Source organism: Paenibacillus sp. FSL R5-0490, from assembly GCF_001956215.1.
Taxonomy (GTDB): Bacteria; Bacillota; Bacilli; order Bacillales; family Cytobacillaceae; genus Cytobacillus.
Window position 1 is genome coordinate 216,583 of record NZ_MRTQ01000001.1, and the last position, 24,010, is coordinate 240,592.

The following is a 24,010-nucleotide window of genomic DNA, read 5'->3' on the forward strand; positions in this document are numbered from 1 at the left end:
CATGTTTCAACAGTTATCACAAGGAGAAAAGCTGCAGCCGATTGTAAAAGAAGTGGAGCAGCAAATTTCAGAAGTATTAAAGAACATTGATGAGCGGATTGATGAGAATCAATTCCGTGTATTAAAGAGCTTTCAAAATTTCAAAGTCAGCGATTCTCATTTCATTCCATCAACCGGTTACGGTTACGATGATATCGGCAGGGATACATTGGAGGAAATATATGCAGAAGTATTCGGCGGGGAAGCAGGATTAGTGCGTCCTCAGATTATTTCCGGCACCCATGCCATTTCCATTGCACTCTTTGGCGTATTGCGGCCGGGTGATGAATTGCTGTACATAACAGGAAAGCCGTATGACACATTGGAAGAAATCGTCGGAATCCGCGGAACAGGCAACGGCTCGCTGAAAGAGTTCGACATTGGGTACAATAGCATCCCGCTGAATGAAGATGGGAGCATCAATTACTCTGCGGTTGAAAAAGCAATCAAGCCGAACACGAAAATGATTGGCATTCAGCGTTCTAAAGGATACGCAACAAGACCATCCTTCACAATTGAACAAATAGAAGAAATGATTCAGTTTGTAAAAGAAATTAAGCCGGATGCAATTGTTTTTGTTGACAATTGTTACGGGGAGTTTGTAGAGGACAGGGAGCCTTGCCATGTTGGGGCAGATTTGATGGCGGGGTCGCTAATCAAGAACCCTGGCGGCGGGATCGCCAAGACTGGCGGCTATATTGTCGGGAAGAAAGAATGGGTGGAAGCCTGTTCCTACAGAATGACTTCCCCGGGAATTGGTGCAGAAGCAGGTGCGTCCCTGTACAGCCTTCAGGAAATGTATCAGGGCTTTTTCCTTGCTCCACACGTTGTCGGCCAGGCAATGAAGGGGGCTGTTTTTACGGCAGCACTGCTTGAGCGGCTTGGAATGAACTCCAATCCAAAATGGAATAGTAAAAGAACTGATTTAATTCAATCTGTTCAATTCGATGATAAAGAAAAAATGGTGAGGTTCTGCCAGGCGATTCAATTTGCATCACCTGTTAATTCCCACGTAACCGCCTACCCAGCTTATATGCCGGGATATGAAGATGATGTCATCATGGCAGCGGGTACTTTTATACAGGGTGCCAGCATTGAGCTGACCGCAGACGGTCCAATAAGGCCTCCGTACGTTGCCTATGTGCAGGGCGGCCTTACCTATTCGCATGTAAAAATGGCTGTATGCATAGCATTGAACCAATTGCTGGAAAAGGGTTTAGTCCAAATAAATTAGGTAAATATAAGAGGGACAGCTACATAGTTAGTTGTCCCTTTCTTTTGCTTTACTGAGAATTATATGAAAATATGAAAGGCAAAAATTTTTTGAAAAAATCATGTTATAAAACCTAACATTCTATTGACAGATTTTCTAACATTACATATAATAAACTCAAGAAGTAATTGAAATGGGGGAGAAATAGTTGACTGGAAGCGAAATTCGACGTTCCATGCCGCTTTTCCCAATTGGTACTGTCATGCAGCTGACTGACCTGACTGCAAGGCAGATTCGCTATTATGAAGAACACCAATTGATATCTCCAGCTAGAACTGACGGAAACAGAAGGCTTTTTTCCTTAAACGACATCGATGTCCTTCTGGAAATCAAAGATTTAATTGATCAAGGTGTGAACATGGCCGGGATCAAGCAGCTATTTTTCGTTAAAGAACAGCAAGCGCTAACTGAAACCATGAATAAACAAGCTGAAAAAGGGAGACGCGATCTATCGGATGAAGAAATCCGGAAGCTTCTGCGCAAGGAAATTGTGCAGGCGGGCCGTTTTAATCGCTCTTCATCCCGTCAGGGTAACATCCACCGCTTTTTCCATTAAGAAAGCCGTTTTTAGCTCGTTGATAATGTCTTGGATTTCCGGGCGCGCATTAACAGAGCAAAAAATAAATTACACATGTAAATTTAAGGGAGGAACTACCAGTGGCTAAGTTTACTAAAGAAGATATTAAACGTATTGCAGAAGAGGAAAATGTGAAATTTGTCCGTTTACAGTTTACGGATATCCTTGGAACAATTAAGAATGTGGAAATTCCAATCAGCCAGCTTGAAAAAGCGCTTGATAACAAAATGATGTTTGATGGATCTTCAATCGAAGGTTTCGTGCGAATTGAAGAGTCAGACATGAATCTATATCCAGACCTTGATACTTGGGTAGTGTTTCCTTGGACTGCAGAAAAAGGCAAAGTGGCTCGTCTGATTTGTGATATCTATAATCCGGATGGAACTCCATTCCTTGGCGATCCGCGAAGCAACCTAAAACGCATCCTTAAAGAAATGGAAGACCTTGGCTACACTGATTTTAACTTAGGGCCTGAACCGGAATTCTTCCTTTTCAAGCTTGACCATGCAGGAGAGCCGACTCTGGAACTAAACGACAATGGCGGATACTTCGACCTTGCTCCGACTGATCTTGGCGAAAACTGCCGCCGTGATATCGTACTTGAGCTCGAAGAAATGGGCTTTGAAATTGAAGCTTCCCACCATGAGGTTGCACCTGGCCAGCACGAAATCGACTTCAAATATGCGGACGCTTTAACAGCTTGTGACCAGATTCAGACGTTCAAGCTAGTTGTTAAAACCATTGCACGCAAGCACGGCTTGCATGCGACATTTATGCCTAAGCCATTATTCGGTGTCAGCGGATCTGGAATGCACTGCAACGTTTCACTATTCAAGGATGGGAAAAATGCATTCTTCAATGAAACCGGCGATCTTCAGCTAAGTGATGACGCCCGCCACTTTATTGCTGGTATCGTGAATCATGCAACTGCATTTACAGCTGTGACAAACCCTATCGTTAACTCATACAAGCGTCTGGTACCGGGCTATGAAGCACCTTGCTATGTTGCCTGGTCTGCTCAAAACCGTTCACCTCTCATCCGTATCCCTGCTTCCCGCGGAGTAAGTACACGTGTTGAGGTGCGGAGCGTTGACCCTGCTGCGAACCCATACCTTGCTATGGCTGTATTATTAAAAGCTGGCCTGGACGGAATCAAAAATAAAATGACTCCTCCTGCTCCAGTGGACCGCAATATCTATGTAATGACAAAAGAAGAGCGTGAGGAAGAAGGAATCAAAGATCTGCCTCCTACTTTGGCAGCGGCCCTTGAAGAGCTAAAGAGAGATGAGGTAATTGTTTCTGCTCTTGGCGATCACATTTTTGAACATTTCATTGAAGCGAAAGAAATCGAGTGGGATATGTTCCGTACGCAAGTGCATCCATGGGAGCGCGAGCAGTACCTGAGCATGTACTAAGAAAATATGACAACCCCTGGCTGATAAAGTCAGGGGTTGTCATTATGGAAAATGCAAAAACCCCGTTTTTAAATGAACGAGGTTTTAACCAATTTCTATCTCTCTGCATCTCTCTATTCTTTGTGTCTTATTTTTAAGAAATCGAGACATGTCAGCAGTGCATCTCCTCCAAATCCTGCAATTACTGCCAGTAGAACTACTTTTAAGGCAGAGTCAGGATCTGAAGATACGACCAAAAAAACAGCCGCTAAAGCCCCCATGATTACCTCTTCAAAGACCCCCAGATAGATGAATTTTTTTGTCCTTCTGGGTTTAACCATTTTGCCTTCTTTTCGAATATGTCCAACGACACCGACCAGCCCACCAATCAACAAAGCGAAGGTAATGTTCAAAAACATTTTTTCTTCACACTCCTAAAGTCGAGATTTTGGACAAGCGACCTTAGGTTGATTCTCGGTGTATTACCATTATATTGAAAGTGAATATAAAATAACATGCATAAAAATACCGAATTTTCTGAATAATAAATTAGTCATTCATGACTGTAACCTTATGTTTGAATAAAAGTATCAGTTACTTTCGTAGGATTTAGGTGATAGCACCAGGTAATAGGAACTGATAACCTTCTTAAAATTGGAAAAAACAAAAAAGCAGGCAGAGATGCCTGCTTCTTAATAATCTATTAATGCATGTGACGGTATACGCCTATAACCTTGCCAAGAATAGAAACATTTCGAAGTATTATTGGTTCCATTGTGGAGTTTTCCGGCTGCAGACGGATAAAGTCTTTTTCTTTAAAGAATCTCTTGACAGTCGCTTCATCTTCCTCTGTCATCGCAACTACTATATCCCCATTATTTGCAGTGCTCTGCTGTTTGACAATTACATAATCTCCATCAAGGATTCCTGCTTCAATCATACTTTCTCCCATGATTTCAAGCATGAATACATGCTCGTCAGCCGGTGCCATTCTTTCCGGAAGAGGGAAGTATTCTTCAACATTTTCAATTGCCGTTATCGGCTGCCCTGCAGTTACTTTACCGACGATTGGGACATTAACTGCACTGACCTTGGGAATGTTAGAAGCCTCGTCCAAATCTAAAATTTCAATAGCACGAGGTTTTGTAGGGTCCCTGCGGATCAGCCCTTTGCTTTCAAGTCTGGCCAGATGACCGTGAACGGTCGAACTTGAAGCCAGGCCGACTGCTTCACCGATTTCCCTTACAGAAGGGGGATATCCTCTCAATTTAACTTCTTCTTTTATAAACTCTAATATATCTTGCTGTCTTTTTGATATTTTCACCATCTTTACGCACCTCGTATGTGTTTTAATTGTCTCAATTATAGCATCAATTACCATATGATACAAACATAAGTTCGAATTTATATTGACGCAAAACAAATGTTCGGTATATAATGAGATCAACAAATGCGAACATACATTCTTTTAAGGTGGTTTATTATGCTGAACAAATTGTGGAAATCATATTCCTATGCTATTATTCTCTTCGTTTTAAGCTTGGCAGCATCGTTTATATTACTCGTGCTCATTGAAACACCTGATACGGAAAAGTTTGTGAAAGTCACTGTTGCAGAAGGTGATTCTTTATGGAAGATTGCTGAAAATTTTTCTTCTGAGCATTCTCTGTCAACAGATCAATTTATAAATTGGGTAGAACAAAATAATGGGATAGCGGCAGGAAGGATTTTTCCGGGTGATGAAATTGTCATTCCAGTAAAAGCCCTGGATGACCAGCCATATAAAGAGCTTGCCAGTTCAGACCTTAACGAATAAGGAGAAGTTATGAAAGCAATAATTTACTGCAGAGTTAGTACAACAAAGGATACTCAGGAAACGTCCCTTTCAAGACAGGAAGAAGAGCTTTTGAACCTGGCAGAAAAGCATGACTTTCAAGTAGCCAAGGTCATCCGCGAACAGGCCAGCGGATACGATCTTGAAAGAGACGGTATATTGGAACTTTTAGACTTAATTAAAAAAAAGGATATTAAGGTTGTTCTCATCCAGGATGAAACCAGGCTGGGGAGGGGAAATGCGAAGATTGCGATTCTCCATTGCATCTTTAAAGAGGAAGTCCAGTTATACAGCATCTCAAATAACGGCAAACTGGAGCTTTCGGAATCAGATTCGATGGTGCTGAGCATTGTAGGAATGGTTGAGGAGTATCAGAGAAAGCTGCATAACATCAAAATCAGACGCGGCATGCAGCGAGCTGTTGATAAAGGATACAGGCCCGAGAAAAACCTAAGTAATCAGGGTGCAAATGGCGGCAGGGAAAGAATAGAGGTCCCGATAGAGGAAATTGTCCGGCTGAGGAAAAACGAGTTAACGTTTGCTGAAATTGCTGCGACGCTTAGGGGGTTTGGCTATAATATTTCCAAAGCAACCGTCCATAGAAGGTACAAAGAACATATTGATTCGCTTGCTGAGTAGAGCACTTTTCTTGTAAAAGGTGCTCATTTTTAGTATGATGGCATTTGAGTTTCAGTATTGTTCCATATCTGAAGCTGCTGTATAATAAAAACTTCCATCAGAATTGTTCAAAGGTTAACTTTTGATATAAAGGAGTTTTAATAAATGCTGCCTAAACAAAAACTTGCCCGAATTAATGAACTGGCAAAGAAGGCCAAGGAATCCGGACTAACAGAATCAGAAGCGAAAGAACAGACGTCTTTGCGCAAAGAGTATTTGGAGACTTTCCGCTCTGGCATGTTAAACACGCTGAAGGGCGTTACAATCGTTGACCCGAAAGGGAACGATGTAACACCGAAAAAACTGAAAGAATTCCAAAATAAAAACCGCCTTCACTAATAGTATAATTGCAAGGGATACACAGCGCTGTATTCCTTCTTTTAATAGAGGAGATGGCAATACTGACCTATCTCCGCTTTTTTTACATATGCCGGTTCTTTTTGTGTCAATATAGTAACAAACCGGCTTTTTTTGTCCTTTACCTGACCCTATTGGTTGTGAAAAAAAGGGACACCCGATAATATTAAAAGAGTGAAGAATTACTACTCGAAAGGATGTATTGAATGTTTAATCACACAGATGAACTATCCATCAGTTCTATTCGTACTTTATCAATTGACGCCATTGAAAAGGCGAACTCCGGCCATCCGGGCATGCCAATGGGAGCTGCTCCAATGGCTTATACACTTTGGACACGCTTCATGAACCACAATCCGAAAAACCCTGAATGGTTCAATCGTGACCGTTTTGTTCTTTCTGCCGGACATGGCTCTATGCTTTTATACAGCCTTCTTCATCTTTCCGGCTATGATGTTTCCATGAATGACATTAAAGAGTTCAGACAGTGGGGAAGCAAGACGCCTGGTCACCCTGAATTCGGCCATACTCCAGGTGTTGACGCAACAACAGGCCCATTAGGACAAGGTATTGCTATGGCTGTCGGTATGGCTATGGCTGAACGCCACCTGGCTGCAACATACAATAAAGACAACTTCAATGTTGTTGATCATTATACATACAGCATCTGCGGTGACGGAGACCTTATGGAAGGCGTTTCGGCTGAAGCTGCTTCCCTTGCCGGCCACTTGAAGCTGGGCAGATTGGTTGTTCTTTATGATTCAAATGATATCTCACTTGATGGAGACCTTGATAAGTCTTTCTCTGAAAGTGTTGAACAGCGCTTCAAGTCATACGGCTGGCAGTACATCCGTGTAGAAGACGGCAATGATCTTCACGAAATCGCAAATGCAATTGAAGAAGCGAAACAGGATGAAAGCCGCCCGACAATGATTGAAGTGAAAACAGTCATCGGCTACGGTTCTCCAAACAAATCAGGCAAATCTGATGTTCACGGCGCTCCTCTTGGTGCTGATGAATTGAAATTAACAAAAGAGGCTTATAAATGGACGTTCGAAGAAGACTTCCATGTGCCACAGGAAGTATATGATCACTTTAAGCAGCAAGTTGTTGAAAACGGTTCGAAAAAGCAGCAGGAATGGGAAGACCTTTTTGCTCAATACAAGGAATCTCATCCTGAGTTAGGGAAACAGCTGGAGCAGGCGATCAATGGTGAGCTTATTGAAGGCTGGGATAAAGACATCCCTGTTTATGAAGAAGGAAAGAGCCTTGCCAGCCGTGCTTCTTCAGGAGAAGTGCTAAATGCTATCGCTCAGAATCTGCCTTCATTCTTTGGCGGATCTGCAGACCTTGCAGGCTCCAACAAAACAATGATCAAAGGGTCGGGTGACTTTACGGCTGAATCATTTGATGGCCGCAACATCTGGTTCGGTGTGCGTGAGTTTGCAATGGGTGCTGCATTGAATGGAATGGCGCTTCACGGCGGATTAAAAGTCTTCGGCGGAACATTCTTCGTGTTCTCTGATTACCTTCGCCCGTCAATCCGTCTGGCTGCTCTTATGAATCTGCCTGTTACGTATGTATTCACACATGACAGTATCGCTGTCGGTGAAGACGGCCCAACGCATGAGCCTGTAGAACAGCTTGCTGCATTGCGTGCAATGCCAAACCTATCTGTTGTCCGCCCTGCTGACGGAAACGAAACAGCAGCTGCCTGGAAAACAGCAATCGAATCAACAAACAAGCCAACTGCATTAGTATTGACTCGTCAAAACCTGCCTACATTAAAAGGAACGGATTCAACGGCATACGAAGGCGTTCAAAAAGGCGGATATGTTGTATCTCCAGCTTCTAACAGCAATGCGGATGTATTATTGCTTGCTGCAGGATCTGAAGTCAGCCTCGCAGTTGAAGCTCAAAAAGCGCTTGAAGGTGAAGGCATCCATGCATCTGTAGTAAGCATGCCTGCCTGGGACCGCTTTGAAGCTCAATCAAAAGAGTACAAAGAAAGCGTAATTCCTAAGACAGTCAAGAAACGTCTTGCCATTGAAATGGGATCTTCACTTGGCTGGCACCGCTATGCAGGAGACGAAGGCGATGTTCTTGCCATCGATACCTTCGGAGCATCTGCACCAGGTGAAAAAATTATGGAAGAATACGGATTCACAGTAGACAACGTTGTAGCACGCGTGAAAGCATTGCTGCAGGGATAATGATATCCGGGAAGGGAGAGCCGAGAGGCTCTTCCTTTTTTTATACCCTTAAAGACAATGAGTATTTTCAGCCGTCATCGAAAAACAAGATTACCATTAATCAAATCGGGGAATATGCAATAGTGAATATTTGTAAAAGTGTCAAACAGCAGATCTTCTTCCACCAAGAATCCTCATAATCAACTGAATTCTTCGCTTTCGACAAAATTAGTGAAAGTTTTTAACATCTTCAGACAGATTCTTTGAATTCGTTTACTTATAATTGAAAGAAATGGATTGTCCCGGAAGGAGGGGCCAGATGAGAGCTTATCAATTGTATTTAATAGAAGATGAATTTGCGTCCCATTATTTTGGCAGAGAGCGGATGTTTTTTCAGCTGTTTGAAGAGTATGAGCGTTCGTCAGGTGAAATGAAGGCTATTCTATCGAAGCAAATTGATTTTGTGACTAAGCCGATCCCGGGTTTAAAAGTGCATCAGTATATCCACCAGCAGCTCCAGAGAAAAAAAGACTTTATCATAGAAAAAAGTGCATACTATATAGAGATGAGTAAGAGAAGCAGGGCGAAGCTTGAAGTTTTTGAACGGAGCCTGGTTTTAGAAGCGGCCGGCAGCTATGAGGCAGAGACAGTTTTTTTCGAAGTGCTGCGAAAAAGCGAGTCTTCCTTTCTGGCTGTTGACCTCCAGCATAAGCGCTATGGGTGGCTAAAACCGATAAAAGAGAGAAAGTTCGTCTAAAATAAGAGAAAAACTGAAGCAAATATTGTATAATAACCTTTGGTCTAGTACACTGTATGATAGACAACATGAAGGAGGAAGTTAGTATGGGTATGTACATTCTAGTTGGTGTACTGGCGCTTCTTGCCGGTGTAGCACTAGGATTTTTCATTGCTCGAAAATATATGATGAGCTACCTTGAGAAAAATCCGCCAATTAATGAACAAATGCTTAAAATGATGATGATGCAAATGGGCATGAAGCCATCTCAAAAGAAGATCAACCAAATGATGAATGCCATGAACAAGCAGACTGGCAAGTAATCAGGGACAAGCATCCCATCGGAAGCCACTTTTCTGTTACAATAACAGGAAGGTGGTTTTTTTATATCCAAAATGAAACCTTCTTTGAAACAGACCGTATATATACTATGACAAATCGTGAAAGGAACGAGCAAAATGAAAAAAGTAATTCTAATAGGGCTCCTTACCGTTTCCATGATATTAAGCGGCTGTTCCGTCTTGGGAGAAGTGAATAACTCCATTGGCTATGTTAATGAAGCGACTGAGCATATTAATACATTAAGCGACTTTGCCGAAGAGGCGCCGCAACTGATTCAGGAGGCGGCAGCGGACCCGGCATTAAAGCAGGAACTTGAAGACAGATTGATGACACTTAAGCAGGAAGTTGAGGAATTTATCGCCCTTCAGGACGTCCCGAAGCTGGCAGAAGATGTCCATCAGGAGCTTGTGACCCAGAATGAAGCGCTTCTTGCTGAAATCAATAAAGTATTGGAGAACGGCAGCCTTGCACTGGATCAGCTGGAGAATTCAGAGCTGTTCACTACGATTAATGAGGCAACAAGCCTGATAAACCGCATAGAAGCATTAGGGCAATGAAGCATCCATCCGGGTGCTTTTTTGTTGGGGAAAAAATCTTCCTTATTTTCTCAATATTTGATAAACTATTTAAGCTATTATGGATTTCGGAGGATGGGGTATGAAGGTCTTTTTGGATTTAATGTGGTTTTTTAAACAGGAGAAGAAGGCTTATGTAAACGGAATTTTTCTGCTGTTATTCGTGGCATTGCTGCAGCTGGTCCCTCCAAAGGTAGTTGGGATTGTTGTCGACTCGATTAAAAATGGTGAGCTGACTGCACAAGCATTAATCATGTGGGTTGGAATTCTGATTGTTGTTGCCCTCATGATGTATGTGCTCCGCTATTATTGGCGGATTATGATTTTCGGTTCTGCCGTTAAGCTGTCCAAACTCCTGCGTAACAGGCTTTATCAGCATTTTACGAATATGTCGCAGACCTTTTACCAGAAAAAGCGGGTAGGGGATTTGATGGCACATGCGACCAATGATCTGCAGGCCATTCAGCAGACGGCAGGAGCGGGTGTCCTAACCTTTGTCGATTCACTGGCGACAGGCGGTTTCGTAATCATCGCCATGGCAGCAACAATCAGCTGGAAGCTGACGCTGATCTGTTTGATTCCGATGCCCTTCATGGCACTCCTCACAAGCTGGTATGGAACACTTCTTCATAAACGGTTCCACAAAGCACAGGAGGCTTTTTCTTCACTGAATGACAAAACTCAGGAAAGTGTCTCAGGAATTAAAGTGATTAAAACATTCGGCCAGGAAAAAGAAGATATAGAAGATTTCCGGAGGCAGTCTGAAGATGTAGTGCAAAAGAACATCTCTGTTGCAAAGGTTGATTCTTTGTTTGATCCGACGATAAGCATTATTGTAGGGATTTCTTTCTTCCTGTCTATTGCATTTGGATCAAGATATGTTATCGCAGGAGAACTGACAATCGGGCAGCTGGTATCATTTACAACTTACCTGGGTCTCCTGATCTGGCCAATGCTGGCATTTGGCTGGCTGTTTAACATTGTCGAGAGAGGCCGCGCCTCTTACGATCGGGTTTCTGCTCTTCTTGCAGAAGAAATCGATATAAAGGATGATGAGACTGGCATCAATGAAGTTCCAAGCGGCGATATTGAGTACAGGATTGAGGAGTTCGCCTATGCGGGTGAACAGGAAATGCTGCTTAAGGATATTCATTTTAGGCTGGAAAGAGGAGAGACTCTCGGCATAGCAGGTAAAACGGGTGCGGGCAAAACCACACTGCTGAAGCTATTGTTCAGGGAGTTTGAAGGCTATAAAGGGGAAATTCTTTTTGCAGGAAATCCTATCAGCCGCTATAAAGTCGGAAAGCTTAGGGAAGCGATCGGCTATGTCCCGCAGGAGCACTTCCTGTTCTCGGCAACAGTTGCTGAAAATATAGCTTTCACGAGGCCGGATGCAGACCTTGAAGATATTTATGCGGCTGCGAAACTGGCCAATATCCATGAAGATATTCTTGAATTTACGGAAGGTTATAAGACTGTTGCAGGCGAGAGAGGGGTCTCCCTTTCCGGAGGGCAAAAGCAGCGTATTTCCATTGCACGAGCACTTATGATGAATCCGGAAGTATTGATGTTGGATGACTCCCTTTCTGCTGTTGATGCCAAAACTGAGGAAGCGATTCTTACTTCATTGCGGGCCGAGCGGGCTGGCAAGACAACGATTATTACTGCTCACCGGCTGAGTGCCATTCAGCATGCGAATCTCATATTGGTGCTGGATGAAGGAAGAATTGTTCAGAGGGGAACACATGATGAACTAATGGCTGAAGACGGCTGGTATAAGAATATGTATCTGCGGCAGCAGCTGGAAGAGCTTGTAGAGCATGGGGGATAAGTCAATGGAAAAGACACCGATTATGAAGGAAAAAGAGCAGCGAAAGGTCCTTTTCCGGCTGCTTTCCTATACAAAACCGCATAAGAAAACAATCACACTTGCCTTCAGTCTGCTTCTGTTAACAACGATTGGAGACATACTGGGTCCGATTCTTGTCAAAATTTTTATCGATGATTATTTAACACCAAGGAACCTGGTTTTCGAGCCGTTATTTGCCCTTGGTGCAGCCTATTTGGGCATTCAGATCATGAATGTGCTGGTATCCTATTTTCAGCTGCTGAAATTTCAGGAAATCGCTTTGAAAATCATTCAGCAGCTGCGTGTGGATGTCTTTTCAAAGGTACAGTCACTGGGCTTGAAATACTTTGATAAAACGCCGGCGGGAAGTATTGTTTCCCGGGTTACCAATGATACAGAGGCAATTAAAGATATGTTTGTCAGTGTCCTGGTTACCTTTATTCAGGGTGCCTTCCTTCTGACAGGGATCTTTGTGGCGATGTTTATCCTGAATGTGAAGCTTGCCCTGTTTTGTCTGGTAATTCTCCCGATTCTCTTTATGATTATCCGGACTTACCGAAAATACAGCTCTGTTTTCTATAAGGACCTAAGGGAAAGGCTTAGTGAGCTGAATGCAAAACTGAGTGAATCACTGCAGGGAATGTCGATCATCCAGGTATTCAGACAGGAAAAAAGGCTGCGTAAGGAATTTGGCGATATCAATGAGCAGCATTATAAGGCAGGTATCCGCAATATTAAAATGGATGGGCTGCTGTTAAGGCCGGCCATTGACCTCGTGTATGTTCTGGCACTTATTATTATATTGGGCTTCTTTGGGATTTCTTCTTTTAACAGTCCCATCGAAATCGGTGTGCTGTATGCCTTTGTCAGCTATCTGGACCGCTTTTTTGAGCCCGTGAATCAGATCATGATGAGGCTTTCCATGTATCAGCAGGCAATCATTGCCGCTTCTAGAGCGTTTGCATTGCTGGACGAAAAGGAACTTGCTCCTGCACAGGAGGATAAACTGTCTGATGGAATCCAGGAGGGAGAGATTGAATTCAGGAACATCAGCTTCTCCTATGACGGCAAGCGGGATGTATTGAAAAATATTTCTTTTACAGCCAAGCCGGGAGAAACCGTTGCTCTTGTTGGCCATACCGGCAGCGGCAAGAGCTCAATCATTAATTTAATGATGCGATTCTATGAATATGAGCGCGGCGATATTTTCATTGACGGAAAAAGCATTAAGTCTTATCCAGCAGAAGAATTGCGCAAGAAGATGGGGCTCGTCCTTCAGGATCCTTTCCTTTTTTACGGGACAATTAAGGATAACATCAGGCTGCATAATGAAAGTATGACAGATGCCGAGATTGAAGCTGCGGCTCAGTTTGTTCAGGCTCATACATTCATAGACAAGCTGGAATACGGTTATGATCATCCGGTGGTTGAGCGGGGATCGACGTTTTCAAGCGGGCAAAGACAGCTCATTGCTTTTGCAAGAACGATTGCTGCCAATCCTAAAATTCTTGTGCTGGATGAAGCAACAGCTAATATAGATACTGAAACAGAGGAAGCCATTCAGACAGCACTGGAAAAAATGAGAAAGGGCCGCACGACGATCGCGATTGCACATCGATTGTCTACGATACAGGATGCAGAATTGATTCTTGTTCTTCATCAGGGGGAAATAGTAGAAAGAGGAACTCATCAGGAATTGCTGGCAAAGCGGGGATTGTATCATAAAATGTACCTGTTGCAGAATGGATCTGCTGAAAAAGTGGAGGATGCAGCAGGTTAATGGAGTAACAAAAAACAGCCTGCAGTTGCTGCATGGCTGTTTTTTAATGTGTCCGCACTTTTTTTATGAAGCTTCGGTTATATTCATTTAATAGGGCATCCAATTCCTGGCTGTATCGGATTGCTGCGGCAGAGCTTAAGCCGCTTTTCATGGCCACTTGAATTAACTCTGTTCTTTTTTGTTCGATTAATGTAAGCAGTTCCTGTTTACACACGGCCAATAATTCCTCTCTGATCATTTCTTATATGTAGGCTATACTCTGCCAATTTGAATCCATGTCAAAAGCTGAAAGATAATAACAGAATTTGTTAAGATCTATACTAGTATATCGAATTATGGTAATAAATTCAAAAGAAACTTGTTTTAAACTTTAGTAACATTTACATTAAAATTACATGTTTCAGGTTGAAAACTAATATGAATTTTAGTAGCAGCTGGTGACACAAAATGTTCACATACTATCCATTATCTTTTCAAGATGGGATTTGTTAGAATGAAATGGAATGAATGAGTATCAGGAGTTGTGAATATGACAGATTTGAATGTATTTATTGCATTAGGGGCAGGGTTTTTAAGCTTTGTTTCACCTTGCTGCCTGCCATTATATCCGGCTTTTTTATCGTATATCACCGGAATGTCTGTAGGGGAAATTAAAGAAGAAAATGCGATGATGCAGAGAAGGAGCATGGTTCATACACTATTTTTCCTGATCGGATTTTCGGCCATTTTTATCGCCATTGGGTTTGGAACAACCTTGCTTGGCCAATTCTTTCAGCAGTACCAGGATTTAATCAGGCAAATTGGCGCCATCTTTGTATTTATCTTTGGATTATTAATTGTAGGCATTATTAAGCCCGAATTTCTTATGAAAGAAAGGCGGTTTGAATTTAAGAATCGTCCATCAGGCCTTCTGGGATCCGTTCTGATCGGAATGGCATTTGCTGCAGGCTGGACCCCATGTACAGGTCCAATACTAGGGGCGGTCTGGTCATTAGCAGTCACAAATCCTAATTCCGCAATGGTTTACATGATTGCCTATATTCTTGGCTTTGCTATTCCATTCTTTGTTCTTTCCTTCTTCATCGGGAAAATGCAATGGATCAGGCGAAACAGCGCCAAGATTATGAAAATCGGCGGTGTTTTGATGATGATCATGGGCGTAGTTTTATTCTTTGACTGGATGACAAAAATCATTATTTTCCTTTCACCGTTATTTGGCGGATTTACTGGTTTCTAAAAACAAGGGCACATTCAATTTGGGAATGTGCCCCTTTTTATGTTATAAGGAAAAAGGGCTATGACTGGTGGTCGAAATTTGTCATATTCTTTCAATTGAAATTTATCTGATAGTTCGATATATTGAAATATGTGTTCTTTCGGAGTGGATTAATGTATCTCTCTAAAGGAATGATTTTTTTCTGTCAGATGTTTAATAATTGTTATTATGGGTATTTTTTACTATATATGTAGTATAATAAAGATATAGCTTCCAATGCACTACAAGGGGGAAACAGCGGTGGCGAGAATTTTAATAGTTGATGATGCGAAGTTTATGAGGGTTACGCTAAGCAGCATTCTGAAAAAAGCCGACCATGACATTGTGGGAGAAGGGGAAAACGGAAAGGAAGCCGTGGACCTATTCGTAAATCTGAAGCCAGATCTGGTGATGATGGATATCACGATGCCTGAAATGAGCGGGCTCGAGGCTGTCCGGGAAATTAAGAGGGAGAACCCTAATGCAAAAGTTATCATGTGTTCAGCTATGGGCCAGCAGAAGGTAGTGGTTGAATCCATTGAAGCGGGCGCGAAGGATTTTATTATAAAACCATTTGATGAAGGCCGTGTATTAGAAGCGGTAAATCGGGTATTAAGTTAAGAGCTGACTCAGGGTACCCTGGACATACGGATGTGTCCGGGTATCAGCTGGAGTGGCTTTTTTTGATGAACTTTTATCCTTCTGAGTACCCCAATCAAGCCTATTAAGATATAATATGGTTAGTAATCAAATGAAATAGAGGATGAAATCGAATGGACTTTGTATTAATTTCATCAATCGGTGCCGTATTTATGGCAATCTTCGCGATGTTCATCCGCATGAAGGCTGCAAAAAAGCCGGCTTCGGCCAAGAAAATCATCTTGCCGCCGATTTTTATGAGCACAGGTGCTCTTATGTTTACCGTTCCTTATTTTCGTGTTACTCCATTGGAGATCCTGGAAGCGGCCACAGTTGGATTGCTGTTTTCCATCCTTTTAATTAAAACATCCTCCTTTGAAATCAGGGACAGCGAAATTTATCTGAAGCGCTCCAAAGCATTTGCTTTTATATTAATAGGGTTGCTTATAATCCGCATCATTGGAAAAATAGCTCTTAGCTCGACAATCGACTATGGTCAGCTGAGCGGCATGTTCTGGATTCTCGCATTTTCGATGATTGTACCGTGGAGAATTGCCATGTATATGAATTATCGGAAGCTTCATCACGAGCTGAACGGATCGGGGAATCCCAAAACAACTTAATAGATTGAAAGCCGCCGGGTATTGCGCTCGGCGGCTTTTGCATTGTTATTTAATGGACTCCATTTTTTGGGTCCCATAGTCCATACATTTTCCGGATTTCTACGATTTGGCCAATGTGATAGGCGTTGTGGATGGTTAAGTTTGAAATGACAGACGACCAGGATTCGATCGGTTCCTTATAGGCGGAGGAGAGAAGCTTTTCTTCACTGCATTCTTCCAGGGCTTTAATCCACTCAGTCAAGACGTTTTGAAGAGCTTTTATGGCAGAATGCCAATCCTCTTCAGTAACGGATTCATTGGTGCTGAATGTTTCGTCATTGGCGATATGAGTTTGAGAGAGCGGCAATTCTTTGAATCTGGTTAGATAGCGGTCATTCCAGAAGGTAAGGTGGGTAACGATCTGCCAAATGGAATTACCGGTTCCTGACTTGTAGGAGGCTTCTTTTACTGATAATCCTCCGATGGCAGCTGATAGGGGGACAAACCAATTGGGCTGGTCAAGGCAGGCGGATAGCTGTTTTAATAAGACTTCTTTTGTAGTCATTGGATTACTCCTTTATGGATAGAGTTACTCTCCATTTCTATTCAATAAAGGTGGTGAGTATCCTTCTTAAAGTCGGAAAAAATAAAAAACCATTCCGGCGTTCCGAAATGGCTTAGAATAAATGTTCATATGGCGTGATACTTATCTGTTTTTCTGTCAATTTCTTGCGCAGAAATTTGTGGTCCCGTTTCGGCGTGGCTAGAATATAGCCTCGAATCAGAAGATCCTGATCAATTTGATCTGCCTTTTCATTTACAGCAAGTTCTCCAATTTTACCGGCAATCTTCATTCTTGCGACATCTCTGAACAGTTCAGGCACCGGACTTACGAGATCCTCCAGCAGATCTTTTTCCTTCTGCTGCCATAGATGCCGCGTTTCATTCACATAATGCTCTTCCCAATCCAAATCCGATTTGCCATCTTCTTTCGGCATGCGCTTTAAAAACTTGCGAAACATAAAAAAGCCGCCAATCGCAAAGAACGAAATCAGAATGACAACCCAGAACAATATAAAATACATAAACCAGCCTTCTAGCATTTTCCTTCACCTACACACATGTTTTCCTGCTCTTATTATAAGCCTTGTCCCGCGAAACGACAAGAAAGGAGGCATAAGTCTTGAAAGCAGCACCATTTGCCCTTATAATAGGAAGAGTCTTTACGGGGCTGATTGGGGTGCTGGTGCCCTCCACGGTCTTCAAAACCGCTTGTGACCTGCGTGCCAGGTTAGCTGGGTTCGATTCCCAGGCGGTCCCGCCAACTATACATATAATTTCCGCATAGTGGGATGCTGTGCGGCTTTTTTGTGCCATTCATAAATTCTCTTTAGGCAATCTGAAGATAATTGTTTCGGTTTTCTATGTATTATGAGGCAATAGTGATGATAGACTGAAGATAGTTAAGCAGCAAGAGTATCAAATTAGGAGGAAATAAAATCATGGACAATAATGATATATTAATTCGTTTGAGATATGCGTTAGAAATCAAAAATAGTGAAATGGCTGAGATCTTTAAACTTGGAGGAGAGGAAGTGTCCGTACCAGAGGTGGTAAGGATCCTCAAAAAGTCTGATGATGAAGAAGAAAATGACAGCCAAATAAAATTGACAAATAGTATGTTAAATTCTTTTTTAAATGGCTTTATTATCTATAAAAGAGGTAGACAGGAGCCAAAACCAGGTCAAACAAATACACCAGAACCGACCATTGAAAATTATTCAAACATAAACAATATCCTTTTAAAGAAAATCAAAATCGCCTTGTCCTTAACGACAGAGGACATGATAGATGTATTCAAAAAAGCTGGATTAAACGTATCAAAAGGAGAGCTCGGAGCTTTTTTAAGAAAAGAAGGGCATAAAAATTATAAAGTTTGCCTAGACAATTTTGCCAGAAACTTCTTAAAAGGACTAACGATCAAGTATAGGGGATGAGGAAAGAAAGGATTTAAAGTACTTAGATGTACCCTTGTCCATTAACAAAACCGAGCCAGAGATAAGAATACGGCCCGGTTTTGTTAATAAGAGCCAGTGTAAGAAAATGGTGCTAGTCATCTAGAGAAATCATCATTACGTTAAAGACTGAGGATGCATTGTGGATGATCGGAAGAATGGGCTTAGAGGAAAGTCTTTTATTACATTTTATAAAACACTAGCCAAAATACACTTCAACACTTTTTTCTTTCTGTGCTGTTGCCAAACAGTTCTGGATAAAATTCAGAATTTGCTTTTGATCCCAAGATGTACAATCACTTTCTTTAAGTGAAGCACTAGTATTAAGTAGTTTGTTATATTCTTTCAAAGCCTTTTCAAATTGTTGTAACGAGAAAATCGAACTTTTACCTGATCCGCTAACACCAGCATAGAACTGATATGCATCAAGTAAACCGTATAGCAGTACCGCATTGCGATTCCCCATGCTAAAACGGGCATAAGCTATTTCTTCCCTTGCTTTATTCCAGCCATATATATCATGACCCATATAATATTCCTCCTTCAATTTTAAATTTGTTTTTTTAGTCGTGCTGCAGGTAGTTTACATGGCATACCACCTTTCACAAATATATATTTATAGAAAATTATCATTGAGATAGTAGAAGAGAAAGTTAGAAATGATTTTGATTCAGGGATTTAAGGTTACTATTTAATAGGGAGATTTTGAGTGGAGTTTAAGAAGATTCGAGAAGCGATTTTTCGATTAGTTCGCCTTCTAGGAAAATAATACTACATTTCGCATCATTTAATTTTTGCATTTTAAAAACTTATCAACAATTATGTGAACACTTTCCTAAGTATTTAAAGCAATATTCAAAAGTGTAATTAGCTTTCTTTGCTGGAGTAATAGTGCTGAACCCTTCTGAGTTAATTCGTTAAGTTCTGAGAGGTAATGCACTTTTTTAATAAACCGAACCCCAGAAATAAATGAGGCTGGTTTTGGAATAATGGGACCCAGTCTGCGGGAAATGCGCTGGTCATCCGGATAAAATTTTTTCCTGCTATTCCTCATTCTCCTTATACAAATCAACAACACCCTCAGCCATCTCCCTCACACTTTTCCTAAGGAAAACAGGATGTACAATCTTAATCTGATTCCCAAACCCAAGAATATACTCTCGTGCCTCTTTTTCGGTATCAAAGCTAAGGCTTGCAGGAATCCATCCATTTTCCTTAGGCGAATCCGTGTGAAGTACCTGAACAAATCGCCCGGTAAAATTAATCCGCTGAAGAATGGCTGGAGAAATCTCCACTTCTACCTCAAATTTAGGCAGGCTGCTAATGAATGTCTGCTTAGATTCCTGCCAATAGTCTGCGAGATCAAAGTCATTCGGCCTGCTGAAGTTCTCATTAATCACCACGGCATCAATTATTCTAGAAACTCGGTAGGTTTTTATCTTTGCATCAGAAGCAGCTACTAGATACCAAGTGTTCCCTTTGGCAACCAGTCCTAACGGCTCAACTATTCTTTCGCTTGTTTGTTTATCTGCTTTTTCGTATTGAATCTGAAGTTTTTTCTCCTCCCATACCGCCTGCTGGACGATTCCAAAAGACTTCAATTCCCGTGGTGTTTCCCTCCACGTGCTGGTATCAATATGAATACGGTTGGAAATGTCCTTCACACCTTCTTTTAGTGGAGCAGGAATAGCGGCTAGAAGTTTCTGTCGTGCTTCTTTCCAATCATTGCTGATGCCAAGGTCTGCAAGGTGCTGGGAGGAGGGGGAGAGAAGCAGTGTTTTGATTTCAGCAGCTTTTAACCCGGTAAGATTTGTTCTGTAATTCTCAAGCAGTTTCCAGCCGCCGAATTTTCCTCGTTCAGCCAGGACAGGGATGCCAGCGGCGCTTAAGGCTTCCATATCCCGGTGTATAGTCCGCTCCGTTACCTCTAACTCTTTTGCCAATTCCCTCGAGGTCATTCTTTCGTTATTTTGAAGCAATAATACGATCGCAATGAGTCTGTCTGCGCGCAATCTGTTCACTCCTGATAAAAAAGTTTTAAATATGACATTAGATGTCCACATTAATGATTATAGTATACATATAACACAAAAGGGGGCAGATCGGAATGACATCATTAAAAGGTAAGGTAGCGCTGGTAGCCGGCGGAACACGGGGAGCTGGCCGTGGCATCGCTATGGAACTCGGTGCAGCAGGTGCCACGGTATATGTTACTGGCCGTACAACACGAAAACAGACGTCGGAATATGGACGCAAAGAAACCATCGAAGAAACGGCTGAATTGGTCAATGAGCTGGGCGGAACTGGAATAGCTGTTCAAGTGGATCATCTTATACAGAATCAGGTGCAGTCATTGATTGAAAAGATTGAGAGAGAACAGGGCAGGCTGGATATCCTCGTTAATGATATATGGGGAGGCGAAAATTTGATTGAATGGGACATTCCTGTCTGGGAGCATTCCATGGAGAAGGGAATGAGAATGCTTCGTCTGGCGATTGATACTCATATTATCACAAGTCATTATGCCCTTCCGCTTTTAATCAAAAACAAAGGGGGATTAGTAGTCGAAGTATCAGACGGAACAGAAGAGTATAATCAAGATCGCTACCGGGTGTCTCTGTATTATGACTTGGCCAAAAGCTCTGTCATCCGTATGGCCAAAGCATTGGCCCACGAACTTTCACCTTATGATTGCACCGCGGTTGCTGTTTCACCCGGATGGATGCGTTCAGAAATTATGCTCGAGGTGTTTGGGGTCACAGAGGAGAATTGGAAGGATGCCGCTGAAAATGAGCCTCATTTTGTGATCTCTGAAACACCAAGGTATATAGGACGGGCAATTAGTGCCATTGCAAAAGATCCTGATAAAAATCGGCTGAACGGCAAATCCTTTTCAAGCGGGGAGCTGGCGAAAATGTATCATTTTCATGATCTGGATGGTTCTCAGCCGGAGGCTTTCAGATATCTGGTTGAGGTCCAGGAGGCGGGGAAGCCTGCCAATGCTGAAGGATATAGATAGCTTTTCAGTGGCAAAACTCCTTTGCAGAGGACTTAACTTTTTAAGTCTAAGTACTTCTGCAACAGGAGTTTTTTTACTAAAAGTATGATTCATAGGTGAGCATTAAACGTTCTAATCATGATTATAATCGGTTTTTAAGAAAAGAGGTTGTTGTAAACCATCTTTTATTTATTGAATATAAGTAAATAGTGACTTTATCATTTAAAGGTTAAAGCTAGGGAGGAAGAATTATATGGGAGAGGGAAGAGAGCTAAAAATTGGAGCCGTTTATCCATTTACAGGTTCTTTGGCTGCTGTTGGGAAAGATATTCGCCAAGCCATTGATTTGGCTGTTGAGATAGTAAATAATCGATACGATTTGCCGTTACCCTTAGCTCGTACTAATGGCCTTCCCTTATTAGAGAATCGGAAAATTAAGGTGATTTATGGAGATTCTCAGGGTATTCCGGCAATTGGTCGAGAAGAAGCTGAACGATTAATTGTAAAAGAAAAAGTTGCAGCACTGATTGGTTCTTATCAAAGTAGTGTAACTTTGCAAGCTTCTGCTATCGCTGAAGCGGAAAAAGTTCCTTTTTTAGCCCCGGAAGCATCTGCACCATCGCTTACAGAGAGGGATTATCAGTATTTCTTTAGAACAGCACCAAATGACCATCTATACACTAATCTTTTCTTTGAACTATTTCAATTTCTAAGAAACAGAGGCAGAGATATTAAAAATTTTGCTATTTTGACTGAGGATTCTATTTTTGGGTTAGAGGCAGCTGCAATTGAAAAAAGTCTGATTCGAAAGTTCTCAGGCGAGCTTGTAGAATTTGAAATGTATACCCCGCCTGTTTCGTCACTATTGGATGAGCTCGATAGGATTCGAAAGAGTAAGGCACAAGTTGTTTTTGGCCACCAATTTCTATCTGATGCAACACAAGTAGTTGAAGACCTTAATACGTTAAATTGGTTTCCTGAAGGGCTAGTTGTCCAAAATGCAGGTTACACCATACCTGAATTTCTAAAAACGGCAGGAAAAGATGGTAAATACATTATTAGTCGTGTTGCCTGGGCACTGGGTTTGGGAAGAGTCAAACCAATCGTAACGGAAGTCAATAACCTATACCGTTCTAAATATAATGAAGATATGAATGAAACCAATGCACGCAGCTTTACAGGATTTTTTGTTCTTGCTGATGCAATTAATCGGGCTGGAAGTATTAATAAAGATGAAATAAAAAGAGCTCTTCTTGGTACCAACATTCCAGGAAAACGTTTAATAATGCCTTGGAAAGGCGTTCGCTTTGATTCAAACGGGCAGAACATATTAGCTGATGCATTACTGGCTCAAATTATCAATCAGGAATATAAAATAATATGGCCATTATCTGTTGCTGAATCAAGGGTTGTATGGCCAGCACCAGCATGGAATGAGAAGTAGCATAGATATTTTACCTGCAAATTATGACATAAGAAGGCGGTTTTTTAATTCGCAAAAAGCCGCCTCGTTAGTATGAAGTTATTGTTATACATATCCTGCAATCCTTTTAATTAACCAGATTAAATGAAATTTAATATTTCTGTGATCTGAAATTTTGATTATGCTTTTTCTTCCCACCAGCCAAAGGCGACTCTTGCATTTACCTGCCTTTTTCCCGGTGACAAAAAGAATAAGGAAAAGGAACCTCCTGGAGGTATGATAAACATACCTTGAAAATCATGTTTAGTAAGGGTGACTATGGGTTCAACCCTTCTTACAAAGGCGTAAGTACCGCCTCTGGGTTTACCTGATACGAAGCTGGCATTTTTTATTTCAGTCTTGGACCTTGGCGGCGGAGTAATGGCTTGATTTCCGGCTGCAAGATACGGTGATGTTTTTCCGCCAGCAGGAAGTATACCGCTTAGCCAAGCTTCAGCTGTTAATGGTTCATTGGAATAGTTAGAAATGGTATAGGCATTCAAAAATATATTTACTTTGGAGTCCGCCGGGTTGACTAGTCCTCCCCATCCATGATATCCGCCTCCTAAGGATATGATATCAGTTTGACCCAAAAAGTACTCACCAAGATAGGAATGATATACATTTTCCGGCAATACAGTGACCTCTTTGGGATGTTTTTCCTTATCCTTTAAATCAAGGCTCATATTTGCCGTTTCATATTCATGCATTGACCGACGATTCATTTATTTTCCTCCCACCAGGTCAAAACGATTGTCCCTGCGATGTATTGATATCCCGGTGGTCTTAGAAGTATTGAGAAGGAGCCTCCGGGGCCAATAATTATGGAGCCGTTGTGTGAATCACTTACAAGGGTGGAATTTTGAGTAACAATTCTATCAAAAATATTCACACCTTTAGTCATGGGTTCAGTGGAATAACCAGCATTCTTCATTATCGCCTTTGGTGTTGGCGGTGGTGAAACAGCCTGATTTGTTGGAGTTACATTGAAGGAGTCAACTGCATTTTTAGGCGGATCGGCATTTAACCATATTTCACTGATGAAATTTTGAGCTGAAAAGTTTGTAATGGTAAAAAGATCGATATATAGATTGACTCCAGAATTAATGGGGTTTACAATGCCGCCCCAGGCGTAATATCCTCCTCCAAAATTCAATAATTCTGTTTTTCCTATAAAATATCTGCCAAGCTTGGAATTCAAGCTTGGACTCGGAATATTTACCACTTGAATTGGCTGTTTATTTTCTTTGTGCATATCATTGCTCCTAACTGTACGTTTTCAGTTTATATAATATGAAACAGTATAGGCAGTTGTTCATTTTCACGTTTTGGATGGTTCTCAGCCTGAAGCTTTCAGATATTTGGTCGAGGGTTCAGGAGGAGGTAAAGCCTTCCAATGCTGAGGGATATAGA

27 protein-coding genes and 1 tRNA gene are annotated in these 24,010 nt (G+C 41.7%); 19 read left to right on the forward strand and 9 right to left on the reverse strand.

Annotation, left to right across the window (positions count from 1 at the left end; all coding sequences use genetic code 11):
- Position 1 precedes the first annotated feature (1 nt).
- The 3 genes from BK139_RS01035 to glnA all read left to right on the forward strand — a co-directional run bounded on the left by BK139_RS01035 (position 2) and on the right by glnA (position 3,304).
- Positions 2-1,273: a methionine gamma-lyase family protein gene (locus tag BK139_RS01035; protein WP_076255923.1), complete on the forward strand. Its 1,272-nt coding sequence runs from the start codon at positions 2-4 to the stop codon at positions 1,271-1,273.
- Positions 1,274-1,460: 187 nt separating this feature from the next.
- Positions 1,461-1,868, forward strand: a complete 408-nt coding sequence (locus tag BK139_RS01040; protein ID WP_076255925.1) for a MerR family transcriptional regulator — start codon at positions 1,461-1,463, stop codon at positions 1,866-1,868.
- A gap of 101 nt (positions 1,869-1,969) precedes the next feature.
- On the forward strand, positions 1,970-3,304 hold the full coding sequence (gene glnA / locus BK139_RS01045; RefSeq protein ID WP_048008929.1) for a type I glutamate--ammonia ligase: 1,335 nt from the start codon (positions 1,970-1,972) through the stop codon (positions 3,302-3,304).
- Positions 3,305-3,417: 113 nt separating this feature from the next.
- On the opposite strand, the gene BK139_RS01050 is transcribed toward glnA, so the two are convergent.
- Positions 3,418-3,702 (reverse strand): DUF4257 domain-containing protein, encoded by a 285-nt coding sequence (locus tag BK139_RS01050; RefSeq protein ID WP_009330566.1) that lies wholly within the window; start codon positions 3,700-3,702, stop codon positions 3,418-3,420.
- Between the two features lie 284 nt (positions 3,703-3,986).
- Positions 3,987-4,610, reverse strand: a complete 624-nt coding sequence (gene lexA / locus BK139_RS01055) for a transcriptional repressor LexA (RefSeq protein WP_076255926.1) — start codon at positions 4,608-4,610, stop codon at positions 3,987-3,989.
- A gap of 156 nt (positions 4,611-4,766) precedes the next feature.
- Here lexA and yneA point away from each other — a divergent pair, with 156 nt between their 5' ends.
- From yneA to BK139_RS01105, 9 genes are all read left to right on the forward strand, one after another.
- Positions 4,767-5,099, forward strand: a complete 333-nt coding sequence (yneA, locus tag BK139_RS01060; protein ID WP_076255928.1) for a cell division suppressor protein YneA — start codon at positions 4,767-4,769, stop codon at positions 5,097-5,099.
- 9 nt (positions 5,100-5,108) lie between these two features.
- Positions 5,109-5,756, forward strand: coding sequence for a YneB family resolvase-like protein (locus BK139_RS01065; RefSeq protein WP_076255930.1), 648 nt, complete (start codon positions 5,109-5,111; stop codon positions 5,754-5,756).
- Between the two features lie 144 nt (positions 5,757-5,900).
- A complete protein-coding gene (locus tag BK139_RS01070; RefSeq protein ID WP_076255932.1) occupies positions 5,901-6,134 on the forward strand; it encodes a DUF896 domain-containing protein in 234 nt (77 codons plus the stop codon).
- A 224-nt stretch (positions 6,135-6,358) separates the two neighbouring features.
- On the forward strand, positions 6,359-8,365 hold the full coding sequence (tkt, locus tag BK139_RS01075; RefSeq protein ID WP_076255934.1) for a transketolase: 2,007 nt from the start codon (positions 6,359-6,361) through the stop codon (positions 8,363-8,365).
- A gap of 298 nt (positions 8,366-8,663) precedes the next feature.
- Positions 8,664-9,101 (forward strand): sporulation inhibitor of replication protein SirA, encoded by a 438-nt coding sequence (sirA, locus tag BK139_RS01085; RefSeq protein WP_048008923.1) that lies wholly within the window; start codon positions 8,664-8,666, stop codon positions 9,099-9,101.
- Between the two features lie 86 nt (positions 9,102-9,187).
- Entirely contained in the window at positions 9,188-9,403 is a 216-nt protein-coding gene (locus BK139_RS01090) for a YneF family protein (RefSeq protein ID WP_009330559.1), read from the forward strand.
- 135 nt (positions 9,404-9,538) lie between these two features.
- Entirely contained in the window at positions 9,539-9,979 is a 441-nt protein-coding gene (locus BK139_RS01095; RefSeq protein WP_076255938.1) for a DUF6376 family protein, read from the forward strand.
- A gap of 100 nt (positions 9,980-10,079) precedes the next feature.
- Positions 10,080-11,828, forward strand: coding sequence for an ABC transporter transmembrane domain-containing protein (locus BK139_RS01100; RefSeq protein ID WP_076255940.1), 1,749 nt, complete (start codon positions 10,080-10,082; stop codon positions 11,826-11,828).
- A 4-nt stretch (positions 11,829-11,832) separates the two neighbouring features.
- Positions 11,833-13,626, forward strand: coding sequence for an ABC transporter ATP-binding protein (locus BK139_RS01105; RefSeq protein WP_076255942.1), 1,794 nt, complete (start codon positions 11,833-11,835; stop codon positions 13,624-13,626).
- A gap of 43 nt (positions 13,627-13,669) precedes the next feature.
- On the opposite strand, the gene BK139_RS01110 is transcribed toward BK139_RS01105, so the two are convergent.
- The gene (locus tag BK139_RS01110; protein WP_076256226.1) at positions 13,670-13,840 is read right to left on the reverse strand and encodes an aspartyl-phosphate phosphatase Spo0E family protein; all 171 of its coding nucleotides are present in this window, start codon (positions 13,838-13,840) and stop codon (positions 13,670-13,672) included.
- 315 nt (positions 13,841-14,155) lie between these two features.
- Here BK139_RS01110 and BK139_RS01115 point away from each other — a divergent pair, with 315 nt between their 5' ends.
- The 3 genes from BK139_RS01115 (at position 14,156) to BK139_RS01125 (ending at position 16,143) form a co-directional block, all read left to right on the forward strand.
- Positions 14,156-14,863, forward strand: coding sequence for a cytochrome c biogenesis CcdA family protein (locus BK139_RS01115; RefSeq protein WP_076255944.1), 708 nt, complete (start codon positions 14,156-14,158; stop codon positions 14,861-14,863).
- A gap of 279 nt (positions 14,864-15,142) precedes the next feature.
- The gene (locus tag BK139_RS01120) at positions 15,143-15,502 is read left to right on the forward strand and encodes a response regulator (protein ID WP_076255946.1); all 360 of its coding nucleotides are present in this window, start codon (positions 15,143-15,145) and stop codon (positions 15,500-15,502) included.
- 152 nt (positions 15,503-15,654) lie between these two features.
- Complete coding sequence (locus tag BK139_RS01125; RefSeq protein ID WP_076255948.1) at positions 15,655-16,143, forward strand: CcdC family protein; 489 nt, start codon at positions 15,655-15,657, stop codon at positions 16,141-16,143.
- 49 nt (positions 16,144-16,192) lie between these two features.
- On the opposite strand, the gene BK139_RS01130 is transcribed toward BK139_RS01125, so the two are convergent.
- Positions 16,193-16,687 (reverse strand): DinB family protein, encoded by a 495-nt coding sequence (locus BK139_RS01130; protein WP_076255950.1) that lies wholly within the window; start codon positions 16,685-16,687, stop codon positions 16,193-16,195.
- A 112-nt stretch (positions 16,688-16,799) separates the two neighbouring features.
- Positions 16,800-17,225, reverse strand: a complete 426-nt coding sequence (locus BK139_RS01135) for a DUF2621 domain-containing protein (protein ID WP_076255952.1) — start codon at positions 17,223-17,225, stop codon at positions 16,800-16,802.
- Between the two features lie 124 nt (positions 17,226-17,349).
- On the opposite strand from BK139_RS01135, the gene BK139_RS23800 reads away from it, so the two are divergent.
- Together BK139_RS23800 and BK139_RS01140 are read left to right on the forward strand one after the other, a co-directional pair.
- A tRNA-Sec gene (locus BK139_RS23800) sits at positions 17,350-17,446 on the forward strand.
- Between the two features lie 178 nt (positions 17,447-17,624).
- Positions 17,625-18,119 (forward strand): YehS family protein, encoded by a 495-nt coding sequence (locus tag BK139_RS01140; protein ID WP_076255954.1) that lies wholly within the window; start codon positions 17,625-17,627, stop codon positions 18,117-18,119.
- A 217-nt stretch (positions 18,120-18,336) separates the two neighbouring features.
- On the opposite strand, the gene BK139_RS01145 is transcribed toward BK139_RS01140, so the two are convergent.
- Both BK139_RS01145 and BK139_RS01155 read right to left on the reverse strand, forming a co-directional pair.
- Positions 18,337-18,666, reverse strand: coding sequence for a hypothetical protein (locus BK139_RS01145; protein ID WP_076255955.1), 330 nt, complete (start codon positions 18,664-18,666; stop codon positions 18,337-18,339).
- Between the two features lie 514 nt (positions 18,667-19,180).
- On the reverse strand, positions 19,181-20,149 hold the full coding sequence (locus BK139_RS01155; RefSeq protein WP_076255959.1) for a helix-turn-helix transcriptional regulator: 969 nt from the start codon (positions 20,147-20,149) through the stop codon (positions 19,181-19,183).
- A 95-nt stretch (positions 20,150-20,244) separates the two neighbouring features.
- Between BK139_RS01155 and BK139_RS01160 the strand changes: the two genes are divergently transcribed.
- Together BK139_RS01160 and BK139_RS01165 are read left to right on the forward strand one after the other, a co-directional pair.
- The gene (locus BK139_RS01160) at positions 20,245-21,156 is read left to right on the forward strand and encodes an SDR family oxidoreductase (RefSeq protein ID WP_076255961.1); all 912 of its coding nucleotides are present in this window, start codon (positions 20,245-20,247) and stop codon (positions 21,154-21,156) included.
- A gap of 232 nt (positions 21,157-21,388) precedes the next feature.
- On the forward strand, positions 21,389-22,579 hold the full coding sequence (locus BK139_RS01165) for an ABC transporter substrate-binding protein (protein WP_076255963.1): 1,191 nt from the start codon (positions 21,389-21,391) through the stop codon (positions 22,577-22,579).
- Positions 22,580-22,737: 158 nt separating this feature from the next.
- Here BK139_RS01165 and BK139_RS01170 read toward each other — a convergent pair whose 3' ends face one another.
- Positions 22,738-23,322: a DUF6143 family protein gene (locus tag BK139_RS01170; protein WP_083675268.1), complete on the reverse strand. Its 585-nt coding sequence runs from the start codon at positions 23,320-23,322 to the stop codon at positions 22,738-22,740.
- Positions 23,319-23,852: a DUF6143 family protein gene (locus BK139_RS01175; protein WP_076255965.1), complete on the reverse strand. Its 534-nt coding sequence runs from the start codon at positions 23,850-23,852 to the stop codon at positions 23,319-23,321. Before BK139_RS01175 ends, BK139_RS01170 begins: the two co-directional genes overlap by 4 nt.
- Positions 23,853-24,010 lie beyond the last annotated feature (158 nt).